Origin of the sequence: Pokkaliibacter plantistimulans, assembly GCF_003194385.1 — a bacterium.
In the GTDB taxonomy this organism is placed as follows: domain Bacteria; phylum Pseudomonadota; class Gammaproteobacteria; order Pseudomonadales; family Balneatricaceae; genus Pokkaliibacter; species Pokkaliibacter plantistimulans.
In genome coordinates this window covers 1-11,245 of sequence record NZ_LAPT01000069.1, presented here as the reverse complement: position 1 = coordinate 11,245, position 11,245 = coordinate 1, and the positions used below count along the sequence as shown (strand labels likewise).

General features: G+C 59.6%; 9 protein-coding genes. 6 read left to right on the top strand and 3 right to left on the bottom strand.

Going from position 1 to position 11,245, the window contains the following annotated elements; all coding sequences use genetic code 11:
* Positions 1-331: 331 nt before the first annotated feature.
* The 3 genes from WH50_RS14270 to coaBC all read right to left on the bottom strand — a co-directional run bounded on the left by WH50_RS14270 (position 332) and on the right by coaBC (position 3,631).
* Complete coding sequence (locus WH50_RS14270) at positions 332-1,726, bottom strand: phosphomannomutase/phosphoglucomutase (RefSeq protein WP_110187914.1); 1,395 nt, start codon at positions 1,724-1,726, stop codon at positions 332-334.
* A gap of 105 nt (positions 1,727-1,831) precedes the next feature.
* Positions 1,832-2,290, bottom strand: a complete 459-nt coding sequence (gene dut / locus WH50_RS14265) for a dUTP diphosphatase (RefSeq protein ID WP_104153770.1) — start codon at positions 2,288-2,290, stop codon at positions 1,832-1,834.
* 57 nt (positions 2,291-2,347) lie between these two features.
* Positions 2,348-3,631, bottom strand: a complete 1,284-nt coding sequence (coaBC, locus tag WH50_RS14260; RefSeq protein ID WP_110187915.1) for a bifunctional phosphopantothenoylcysteine decarboxylase/phosphopantothenate--cysteine ligase CoaBC — start codon at positions 3,629-3,631, stop codon at positions 2,348-2,350.
* 249 nt (positions 3,632-3,880) lie between these two features.
* Between coaBC and WH50_RS14255 the strand changes: the two genes are divergently transcribed.
* From WH50_RS14255 to WH50_RS14225, 6 genes are all read left to right on the top strand, one after another.
* A complete protein-coding gene (locus WH50_RS14255) occupies positions 3,881-4,348 on the top strand; it encodes an HPP family protein (protein WP_110187913.1) in 468 nt (155 codons plus the stop codon).
* A gap of 147 nt (positions 4,349-4,495) precedes the next feature.
* On the top strand, positions 4,496-5,170 hold the full coding sequence (gene radC, locus WH50_RS14250) for a RadC family protein (protein ID WP_104153768.1): 675 nt from the start codon (positions 4,496-4,498) through the stop codon (positions 5,168-5,170).
* A gap of 470 nt (positions 5,171-5,640) precedes the next feature.
* Entirely contained in the window at positions 5,641-6,963 is a 1,323-nt protein-coding gene (locus WH50_RS14240) for a surface lipoprotein assembly modifier (RefSeq protein WP_110187911.1), read from the top strand.
* A complete protein-coding gene (locus WH50_RS14235) occupies positions 6,950-7,828 on the top strand; it encodes a FecR family protein (RefSeq protein ID WP_110187910.1) in 879 nt (292 codons plus the stop codon). Before WH50_RS14240 ends, WH50_RS14235 begins: the two co-directional genes overlap by 14 nt.
* 176 nt (positions 7,829-8,004) lie before the next feature.
* Positions 8,005-10,026 (top strand): autotransporter family protein, encoded by a 2,022-nt coding sequence (locus WH50_RS14230; protein WP_110187909.1) that lies wholly within the window; start codon positions 8,005-8,007, stop codon positions 10,024-10,026.
* Positions 10,027-10,160: 134 nt separating this feature from the next.
* Positions 10,161-10,958: an alpha/beta fold hydrolase gene (locus tag WH50_RS14225; protein WP_110187908.1), complete on the top strand. Its 798-nt coding sequence runs from the start codon at positions 10,161-10,163 to the stop codon at positions 10,956-10,958.
* The last annotated feature ends 287 nt before the right edge of the window (positions 10,959-11,245 follow it).

Below are 11,245 nucleotides of genomic sequence, written 5' to 3'. Positions count from 1 at the left end.
TTTTACCTGATACAGATGTGCAGCGTGTGGCTGCCCTCTCTCAGGGAGAGAGGGACGTGTGTAGCGCCTGCGTGTCGGCTTAACAGGTCGTTGAAAATCTATCTGTGTTGCCGAATACCGCGTCAAAAACAGGCTCACAGCCAAAGGCTGAACGTGCTTTAGCACGGCCCCGAAGGGGCGAGCGGAGCGAGTCAAATGCTCATTTAGTTTACTAAACTCCGCTTTTTCGCCTGTTTCTTGTGCCCTCGGGGTATTTCCTTGTCTCGGCGGCCTCGACAACGTTTTTCAACAGCCTGTTAGGTCATGCTGCTGGTCGCAGCAGTTTGTTGTCTTACTCGTGTGGAATCACCAGCGAGCTGTCGACTTCGCTAAGGCGCGCCTGGAACAGGCTGCGGATGCGCTCCAGTGCTTCAGTGGTTTCGGCCTCAAAGCGCAGTACCAGTACCGGTGTGGTGTTGGATGCGCGGATCAGGCCCCAGCCATCAGGGAAGTCCACACGGACGCCGTCGATGGTGGACTTGTCGCCACCGGGGAAGTCCAGCTTCTGCAGGGCTTCGACGATGGTGAACTTGCCCTCATCCGTTACTTCGATGTTGATTTCAGGGGTGCTGACATCTTCAGGGAAGCGCTTGAACAGAGTGTCGGCATCGCAATCGGCGTTGGACAGGATTTCCAGCAGACGGCAGGCGCTGTAAAGGCCGTCATCGAAACCGTACCAGCGTTCCTTGAAGAAAATGTGGCCGCTCATTTCGCCTGCCAGCAGGGCGCCGCTTTCCTTCATCTTGGCCTTGATCAGCGAGTGACCGGTTTTCCACATCATCGGCTTGCCGCCAGCTTTGCTGATGGCCGGTGCCAGCAGACGCGAGCACTTCACGTCATAGATGATCTGCGCATCGGGGTTACGGCCACAGACGTCCTGAGCGAACAGCATCATCAGGCGGTCAGGGAAGACCACATGCCCTGCGTTGGTGATCACGCCAACGCGGTCGCCATCGCCATCGAAAGCCAGACCCAGATCCGCACCGTGCTCCTTGACCGCCTTGATGCAGTCCTGCAGGTTTTTCAGTTTGCCGGGATCAGGATGGTGGTTGGGGAAGTTACCGTCGATCTCGGTAAACAGCGGAATGATCTCGCAACCCAGCGCCTTGGCCAGACGGGGGCCCAGTTCACCGGTCACACCGTTACCGCAGTCGACCACCACTTTCATCGGCTTGGCCAGCTTCACATCACCGGTGATGCGGTTGACGTAGTCGTCATCGATGCTGACGGCACGGTAGCTGCCTTCACCCTGACTGAAGTCTTTTTCCGCGATGCGGCGGTACAGATCGGTGATCTGATCGCCAGACAGGGTTTCGCCCGCCAGTACGATCTTGAAGCCGTTGTAGTCAGCCGGATTGTGGCTGCCAGTGACCATCACGCCTGATGGGAAGCCCAGGTGATAGGTTGCAAAGTACAGGGTCGGCGTGGGGACCATGCCCACATCCACCACATCCTGACCGGCTGCACGCAGGCCATCCATCAGCGCGGTGCTGAGGCTGGGGCCAGACAGACGGCCATCACGGCCAACCACAACGGTCTTCTGACCACGGGCAGTGGCTTCGGAACCGATAGCCAGACCGATCTGATAGACGATGCTTTCGTTCAGGGTTGAACCCACCACTCCGCGTACGTCATAGGCGCGGAAGATGGACGGATCAACGGCTGCAAGGGGGGTGTACTGGCTCATCGCTTTTTCCTTTCCTTAGTCCTGGAATCCTGACTAGTTTTTTCTGGTTGAAGAGGTGTACGGCTATAAAACGTTGCTGGCATCTGTCCGGCGTCAGTAACTTGCTTACTGGCGCCCTGAATGGCCAAATCCGCCTTCGCCACGGGCAGTGGCATGAAACTCATCGACAATTTCCCACTGGGCCTGCACCACAGGGACCAGCACCATCTGGGCGATACGCTCGCCGGGCTCGATGACGAAGCTGGTCTGGCCACGGTTCCAGCAGGACACCATCAGCTGACCCTGATAATCCGAGTCGATCAGTCCCACCAGATTGCCGAGCACGATACCGTGCTTATGGCCAAGGCCGGAACGCGGCAGAATCATCGCCGCCAGACCGGGATCGGCGATGTAGATAGCCAGACCTGTAGGAATCAGCGTGGTCTGACCGGGCTCCAGTGTCTGTGGGGCGTCCAGCAGTGCGCGCAGATCAAGGCCCGCTGAGCCATCAGTGGCGTAGCTGGGCAGGGGGAATTCGTTACCGATGCGCGGGTCGAGAATTTTTACTTGGAGATTCTGCTTCATGCCTGTCTGTTTCGGTTTGCGTTGAATAACAGTATGGGCTGCCTGAGCAGCCCGAATTTACTGGCTGGTGACAGCCAGTACGTCCGTCGCCTCAATGGTTTCGCCGGCCGGTGTGGCCGGGTCATAGTAGGCGGCGGCCAGGTGTTCAATCAGTTTGCGTGCCAGTTCGTGTTTGCTGGCGCGCGGCAGGGTCAGCACGTGGTGCGGTCTGACCAGGGTGACGGCATTGTCGTCGCTGTTGAAACCTATGCCTTCGGCAGACACATCATTGGCGATAATCATGTCGAGTTTTTTACGCGCCAGCTTGTCCTGCGCATATTCGATGACATCACGGGTTTCGGCGGCAAAGCCGACGGTAAAGGGGCGCAGGTCCGGTGTCAGGGCGGCGACGGTCGCCACGATATCGGGGTTCTTGATCAGCGACAGGGCCAGACTGTCCTTGCCGCTCTGCTTCTTGATCTTGTGCTCGGCCACCTCGGCTGCGCGGTAATCGGCCACGGCCGCCGCGGCGATAAAAATGTCGCAGTGCTGGATACCATCAAGACTGGCACTGAGCATCTGTTCGGCCGATTCGACATTGACACGTTCCACTCCCACCGGCGTGGGCAGACTGACCGGGCCGCAGATCAGCCGCACCTGCGCGCCAGCTTCACTGGCTGCCTGAGCCAGCGCGAAACCCATCTTGCCGGAGGAGTGATTACTGATGAAACGCACCGGGTCCAGCGCCTCACGGGTGGGGCCGGCAGTGATCCAGACGGTTTTGCCCTGCAGTGACTGACTGGTCGGGCGACGATGATGGGACTGCAACTGGGCGACGATGGCCTGCGGCTCCAGCATGCGGCCGGGGCCGACATCACCACAGGCCTGACTGCCGCTGTCGGGGCCGAGCAGATGCCAGCCGATACTGCTGAGATAGTGGGCATTACGCTGGGTGCGCGGATCACGCCACATGGCCTGATTCATGGCCGGAGCCAGATAGATCGGCACTTCGGTAGCCAGCGTCAGGGTGGTCAGCAGGTCATCACCAAAGCCTGCGGCAAAGCGCGCCATGATGTCGGCGGTGGCCGGTGCTACCAGCACCAGATCGGCCCATTTGGCCAGCTCAATGTGGCCCATACCGGCTTCCGCCTGTTCATCCAGCAGGTGCTGGTACACCGGGTTGCCGGACAATGCCTGAAAGGTCAGCGGTGTGACAAACTCAGCCCCACCGCGGGTCAGCACCACTCTGACCTGCGCCCCGGCCTTGACCAGCAGTCGGGTCAGTTCGGCGCTTTTGTAGGCAGCAATGCCACCACTGACACCAAGCAGAATATGTTTGCCTTGCAGGGATAAATCCACCATCACAATCCTGGCTGTACTCACTGTGCAATTGGCCTGACACCATATCACAAACCACCTGCAGTTTGAGCCGTCCTCGGCCACCGCTGCTGCAATATCACCTGAGTTGATCTGCGCCATCGGCGAGATGAATTTTAATCAGGTTGCTGCTGTCGCTAGAATGCCCGTCCCGTAGTCGTCGCAACCGTCTTGCCGTGCCCTTGCTGAGGCATCAGAGCGTGCGGCGTTTGACCGCATAAGTGTTGGCAGTCTATGAAAGTCGTCGTTTCCCACACCCTGAAATCCCTGCTTGCTGGCAGTGGCGCTGCACTCGGCATCGCTGCGCTGGTGGCTCTTGATCACTGGCTCAACTGGGTATTGCTGATGGTGCCGTTTGGCGCCAGCTGTGTTTTGTTGTTCGCGGTGCCGTCCAGCCCGTTGTCACGGCCACAGAACGTGATTGGCGGACATGTACTGACGGCCTGTATCGGTGTGGTCATCGCCCACCTGGGCTGGCCGCTGGAATACGCCCTGCCAATGGCTGCCGGTGCCGGTGTGGCGGCCATGATGGCATTGCAGGTAGTGCATCCACCGGCTGGCGCGAACCCACTGCTGGTGCTGTTTTCCGGTATGAGCTGGCCCTTCGTCTGGCATACGGTGCTACCGGGCAGTGTGCTGCTGGTTGTGCTGGCCTGGGCCTATCATCATCTGGCCGGCCATCGTCTCAGGACGACCGCGTAACGTCTCAGGACGACCGCGTAACGTCTCAGGATTACCGCATAGCTATGGATTTTCGCGGCTGCCCTTTACTCAGTGGCAGCGGCCCGGCTAAATAGGACGCCTGCGCGGGCAAGGAGCCGGTGCAGCATGCACAGGGAGCAGGACAGGATGTCTATTCGTGACTGGCCCGCGGAACAGCGGCCAAGAGAAAAACTGTTGAACAAGGGAGCGGCCTCCCTCACCGATGCCGAGCTGCTGGCGATCTTCCTGCGTACCGGCGTGGCCGGGCAGAGTGCGGTGGAAATGGCGCAGCAGCTGTTACAACGCTTCGGCAGCCTGCGTGCCCTGCTGCAGGCGGATCTGCAGGAATTCTGTCAGGCTCATGGTCTGGGCAGTGCCAAATACGCCCAGCTGCAGGCGGTGCTGGAAATGGGTCGTCGTCATCTGACCGAAGAGCTGCGCCGTGAGCAGAGCTTCACCTCCCCCGATGCGGTAAAGAACTATCTGCTGGCTCATTTGCGCGATCAGCAGCGCGAAGTCTTCGCCTGCCTCTATCTCGACAGCCAGCACCGGCTGATTCATTACGAGCCGCTGTTTCTGGGCAGCATCGACAGCGCTTCGGTGCATCCGCGGGAAGTGGTCAAGGCCGCCTTGCGTCACAATGCCGCCGCCCTGATCGTGGCCCACAATCACCCCTCCGGTATTGCCGAGCCCAGCCGCGCCGACGAGCTGATTACCCAGCGCCTGAAAGAGGCACTGGCGCTGGTGGAAATACGCCTGCTGGATCACTTCGTCGTCGGTGCCGGACAGGTGGTGTCTCTGGCTGAGCGAGGCTTTTGCTGAGCGCAGCAAGTGGGTGGTTGTCGTGCACGATCAGTGCACATTGCGGTGCATGAACATGGTCACAGAGATCATGTTCATGTTGCGATGCAGCGACGGCGACATCGCGATGCAGCACCTGTATCGATCATCAGCGTAGCCCCACCCATTGCTGCCAACATCCCGCATTTTCTTGCCACTTTGCTGATTCTGTCTGCGCGCAGGTGTGATCTGAACCAAGCTTAGACGGTCACTGTTCGTCTGCGGCTGTCGCGCTGGTAGTTGAGCGATTTGAATCTTCATGTCGCGCTGCAGTAAATATTTTCAGCATTGAATCGAAGCGTCCTCCCTGCGAGGTCTTTTCACGCTGCTATCTTTATTGACGATTGGTTGACATTTTTTGCAACGGAATGACATAGAGGCAACGGTTCTGGTCGCTGTGTTCCATCTCCAACCGCACGACGCATCTGCATCCCACATGCAAGGAGACGTCAATGAAGCGTTTTTACCATTCTGTCAGCGGCTCTCGGCGACTGCTGCTGGGTCTGAGCCTGATGGGGCTGCTGCCCTGGCAGTCGGGACAGGCAGCAGACCCGCTGGATGCCCTGCGCAGCCTGCTGGCTCACGGCAATACGACCCAGGCCTGGTTTGTCGCCCGCCAGTTCCGCGGCGAGTGGGAGGGCGATCCGCAGTTCGATCAGCTTTATGCGCAGGCGGCACTGGCCAGTGGCCAGACCGGGGAGGCGTTGTTTGCGCTGGAGCGGGCGCAGCAAAGTGATGACAGTGCTGAGGTCCACTGGTTGCTGGCGCAAACCTATCTGGCCATGGAGCAACAGGATCCGGCCAAGAAGGAGCTGTATCTGGTGCTCAGTCGCCATCCTTCACCGGGGCTGGCCGCCGAAGCCCGCAAACGTCTGCGCGAGCTGGGTATCGGGGGGCGGCAGGAAGGCCTGCGGGGCTATGTTGAGGCTTTTATCGGGCATGATTCCAACGCGACCCAGGGGCCGTATCAGCAGCCCTCGCTGGCTGTGATCAATGCCAGTGATCTGGAGGAAAGTGACGGTTACTTCGGGCTGGCAGCGGGCGGGCGCTATGACCATCCGTTGTCCGACAGCCAGACCCTGTTTGCTGACGGCCGGGCGGAGAACCTCAGTTACTTTGATCGTACCGATCAGGATACTTTCAAACTCAACCTCAATCTGGGCAGTCGCTGGGACTATGAGCGGCAACACTGGAAAGTTACCCTGCAGTCCGGCCATGAACGGCTGGATGGCGACAACGCCCTGACCCGCGTCGGCGTCACCGGCGAATGGGGATATCAGAGTACGGCGCAGCTGCGCCTGGGCACCTTTGTCGGGGTGCATGATCTCAACTATGAGCTGGATGATCGTGACAGCGTGCAATGGCTGGGCGGGGTCAATCTGGTGTTCAGCGGGCCGACCGAGCAGTCGGCCACCTGGTTTGCCGGTACCTACTACGGTCGGGATGAGGCAGATAACGACAGCGAAGAGGCGCACAACAATACCGACCGGCGCTTTATCGGCGCTCAGGCCGGGGTGGTGGTGCCTCTGCTCGAGCAGCTCGACACGGTCGTGTCTGTGCATTACCTCAACAGCCGCTATGACGGTACCAACAGCATCTACAACGAACGCCGCGAGGATGACTACAGCGCCTTCAATATCGATCTGCGCTGGCACTTCAACAAGGCCTGGAGCTGGACCGGCGGTTATCGCCTGATCCGCAATGACTCCAACATCGAATACTACGACTACACCCGTCATCTGATTCAGACAGGAGTGCGCTATGACTTCCGCTAAGCATGGGGCGCGCCCCGTCATGACAGCGCGGAGCCGACAGGCCGCAGGATGGGCGCTGCGGGGAATGGCTCTGGCCAGTGCCATGGCGCTGATCAGTGCTGTATCGCCGGTCGTGGCCGCCGACAGTGTCGGTAAGGTGCTGCTCAGTACCGGCCAGACGCAGGCGCGAGCCGCCGATGGCACCGTGCGGCCCCTGGCCCGCCGCGATGCTGTGGTGGCTGACGATACCCTGGAAACCGCTGCCGACAGCCAGCTACAGGTGCGGATGATCGATAACGCCATTATCGCCCTGACGCCGGAGTCGGTGTTTCAGCTCAAGACCTACCAGTTCAATGCCCAGCGTCCGCAGGACGGGCAAGCCTTTATGGAGCTGGTGAAGGGCGGCATGCGCACCCTGTCCGGCCAGATTGGCAAGAGCGATCCGGCCAGCTACCAGCTGGAGACGCCGGTGGCGTCCATCGGTATTCGCGGTACCCACTATCAGCTGCTGTACTGCGATCTGCGTTGCGCGCGGGATTTCAACAGTCAGGAAGGGCTGGCGGGGGGCGTCTACTCCGGTGCCATTGGGATACGCCCGCACGGCGCCAACAGCCAGGAGCAGGTGGTTAGCAGTCCGCACTTTTTCTTTATTGACCGCCACACTGGCCGCCTGACCCTACTCGATGCACCACCGCCGATGCTGCGCGGGCTGGTGCCTGCGGGCGATGTCAGCGCGGAAGTGCAGCGCATGTTGGATACCGGCGTACTGCCGGTGCGCGGTGATCATCTCAGTCAGCCCGAGGTGCTGTCGAAGGAGCCCTGTGATCGTTGTAACAGCTCTGGCAATACCAACACGTCCTCAAGCGAAACATCGGTAGCGGACTGATCGGGCCACGCAGCGAAGAATAGATGTAGCGAAAAATAGATGTAGCGAAAAATAGAGGCGGTAACGGCAGGTGGCCTTCTACCTGCCCGCAGGAGTGAGTTGTCCCTGCGCAGACGATTTTTTGCCAAGGTGTGCAGACAGGCACCGGCATTCAGGCACGAGTAAAGGAATCAGTCATGAAACTCACTCCCCTTGCCGCAATCCTTTGCGGCAGTGCGTTGTCTACCTGCGCCCTGGCGGCGTCGACCTTCGATATGGTGGTGGCCATCGACGAATCGGGCTCCATGTCCGGTGAGCAGGACTTTATCGGCAGCTATATCAAGAACATCGACCAGCTGCTCAATGATCAGGGGGTCACCCTCAACCAGTTCGGCCTGATGGGATTCGGCGGCAGCCCTTACGACACAGCCACCGCCAATGAGGGCGGCCGGGAAACCACCTCCTCTGCGCTGTATCACTACTTCACGCTGGATACTGCCAGCGGTGCTAATTTCGGTACCTCGACCGAGCTGGATACGGCGACCGCGCAGCTGGCCGTATCGGGCGGTACCGAAGACGGCTACCGCGCTATCGACTATATCTATCGCAACTACGAATTCCGCGCTAATGCCGGTTCCTCCATTCTGCTGATCACAGATGAAGACCGTGATGATGATTCGGCTGATCTGACCCCGACGGTCGACAAGGCCGCCATCGTCAATCAGCTGACCACCAACAAGACCGTGCTGCACGTGGTGGTCAGCCAGCACTTCACCGACAAGAACGGTAACACCGCCATCGCCGTGGTGGGGGCTGATCCTGACACCGGCTATGCCTATGTGGAGGACAGCAACGGGGTGATCTCCAAGGTGCAGGGCTACATTCTGGTACCTACCTTTGACACTACCCAGGCGGATTACACCGAGATTGCCCTGAGTTCAGGGGGTACGGCGATGGATATCGAGCAGCTGCGCAGTGTCTATCTCGATCCGACGGCGCTGGCTGCCCTGTCCGCGGAGTTTGCCGCACTGATTGCGCAGATTGCCTCGGAGCAGCCGTCACTGGTCGGCATTGACTGCGACTCGGCGTCGGGCGCTGCAGCACAGGCCTGTGCGGTGCTGATCGTGACTGATTGCGAACCCCTGCAGGAAGTTGCTTCCAGTCTGGCGGAAAGCACCGACCCCGATGTGCTGCGCAGTCGTTTGCGTCGTCTGACACCGGTCAATAATGGCCAGTTGACCACTTCATCGATGCAGAGTGTGCAGGCTGTCCGGCGCTTGTTGAGCCTGCGTTTAGGGCAGAAGCGCATGGGCTTAAATGGTGTGGGGCTGGTGGGTGTGGGCGGCAGTGAGTTGCAGCTGGGCGGGGGAACAGGCAGCAGTGGCGGGGCCGCCTCGGCGGATGCGTCTGACTCCGGCATGTTTATTCAGGGCATTTATTCCCATGCCAAACAGGGGGCCAGTGGCAATGCCGATGGCTATAAGAGTGACAACTACAGTCTGGTGCTGGGCTTTGACCGTTATGTCAGCAGCCGGACGCAGGTCGGTGCCGCCTTTGGTTATTCCAATGCTGATGCCAGCGTCGATAACGGTGACGGCTCCAATGCCGACACCTACAGCCTGATGGCCTACTCCTCCTACGAGATGATTCCGGCGCTGTTTCTGGAAACGGTGATCGGCTACAGCAACATCAAGTACGACACCAGCCGCAATACCGGGTTCGGGGTGGCCAATGGTGATACCCACGGCGACCTGTGGTCGGCATCGGTTGGTGTCAGCAAGGATCTGGTGTACGGCAAATGGGGGCTGCAACCCTTCGTCCGGCTCGATTATTCCCATCTGAAAATCAAGGGTTATACCGAATCCGGCAGCTCGGCCGATCTCAGTGTCAGCAGCCAGAGTACCGACTCGGTGCTGTCAGAAGTGGGCAGCCGTATTCTCTATACCTTCAACCCCACCACGCAGGGCGAACTGTATCTGGCCTGGGAGCATGAGTTTAACGACGGTGGTCGCTCCGTCTCGGCGGTGTTCGCCGGTGATCCGTCGCAGGTGCTGAAGACAGATATTGCGGGTAATCCCAGTGACTATGCCCGCATCGGCGTCGGGGTGCGTAAGGATTTCAACGCCAACAGTAACCTGACCGTCAGAATCGAAGGCTTGTACGGCAACGATGACTATCGCGAGCATTCACTGCAGCTGCGCTATAACTATCAGTTTTAGTCACTGCGATCAGTATTCGTCACGGCGATCAGATCTAGCCGCAGCGATCAGTATTCGTCATGGCGATCAGGTCGGGCTGGGCTTATCACTTCTTCATTCCGGGCAGGGAGGGCAGCAGCGCGTTGACAACAGGGATGAGCAGGTTGCTGCTGGTGCTGGGGTGTCTGCTCGGCCTCACTGGCTGTGCCAGTCTGGCTGAACAGGCAAAACAGCGAGCCATTGCCGGCGGGTTGCGCAGTGAAGTGCTCACTGCCATCCCCTTTCATTTGCAGAGTTTTCAGCGCACGCCACGTGATCCGGCGGTACTGCATATCTATATCGAGGGCGATGGGCGACCCTGGCTGGCCCATGGTCGTTATGTGTCCGCCGACCCGACCCCTGATCGCACTCCCGCGCTGGACTGGTTACTGCAGGATAAGGACGGTGCGCTGTATTTGGGGCGTCCCTGTTATTTCAATACCGATGCCAGCCCGCCTTGCTCTGCCCGTCTGTGGACACTGGGGCGGTACAGCGAAGAGGTCGTGGCGAGCATGGCTGTGGCGCTGCAAGGCTGGCTGGCACAGCAGCCTGTGCCGCCGCGGCAGGTCAAGCTGGTGGGTTATTCCGGTGGTGGGGTGCTGGCGGTGCTGGTGGCGGAGAGGGTGTCCGCGGTGACGTCAGTGCTGGCCATTGCGGCACCGCTGGATATTGATGCCTGGAGTCGCGCCCATGGCTATTCACTGCTGACTGATTCGATCAACCCGGCCACGCAGCGGCAGTGGCGGGACGGCGTCAGACGCCAGTTAGTGCTGGGGCAGCGGGATGATAACGTACCGCTGGCCACGCTGACATCGGCGCTGGCCGCGATACCTATTGAGCTGACGGTGATCCCCGGGGAGGATCACCACTGCTGCCGCTGGTCGGTACTGCAGCAGTGGCTGGTCAGGGAGTGATGGTGCCTCGGCTCCTGAAGAGAAGCTTAGCAGGCTGTTGAAAAACGTTATCGAGGCAGCCGAGACAAGGAAAAAACAGGCGAAAAAGCGGAGTTTAGTGAACTAAATGAGCATTTGACTCGCTCCGCTCGCCCCTTCGGGGCCGTGCTAAAGCACGTTCAGCCTTTGGCTGTGAGCCTGTTTTTGACGCGGTATTCGGCAACGCAGATAGATTTTCAACGACCTGTTAAAACGCATCGCTACCGGACTACTCCAGCAACAATAAACCCTCTGGCAGGATGGCCTGA

Excerpts from the sequence above, each read along its gene's own strand:
- WH50_RS14270 (WP_110187914.1), bottom strand. The coding sequence starts at position 1,726 with ATGAGCCAGTACACCCCCCTTGCAGCCGTTGATCCGTCCATCTTCCGC.
- dut (WP_104153770.1), bottom strand. The coding sequence starts at position 2,290 with ATGAAGCAGAATCTCCAAGTAAAAATTCTCGACCCGCGCATCGGTAAC.
- coaBC (WP_110187915.1), bottom strand. The coding sequence starts at position 3,631 with ATGGTGGATTTATCCCTGCAAGGCAAACATATTCTGCTTGGTGTCAGT.
- WH50_RS14255 (WP_110187913.1), top strand. The coding sequence starts at position 3,881 with ATGAAAGTCGTCGTTTCCCACACCCTGAAATCCCTGCTTGCTGGCAGT.
- radC (WP_104153768.1), top strand. The coding sequence starts at position 4,496 with ATGTCTATTCGTGACTGGCCCGCGGAACAGCGGCCAAGAGAAAAACTG.
- WH50_RS14240 (WP_110187911.1), top strand. The coding sequence starts at position 5,641 with ATGAAGCGTTTTTACCATTCTGTCAGCGGCTCTCGGCGACTGCTGCTG.
- WH50_RS14235 (WP_110187910.1), top strand. The coding sequence starts at position 6,950 with ATGACTTCCGCTAAGCATGGGGCGCGCCCCGTCATGACAGCGCGGAGC.
- WH50_RS14230 (WP_110187909.1), top strand. The coding sequence starts at position 8,005 with ATGAAACTCACTCCCCTTGCCGCAATCCTTTGCGGCAGTGCGTTGTCT.
- WH50_RS14225 (WP_110187908.1), top strand. The coding sequence starts at position 10,161 with ATGAGCAGGTTGCTGCTGGTGCTGGGGTGTCTGCTCGGCCTCACTGGC.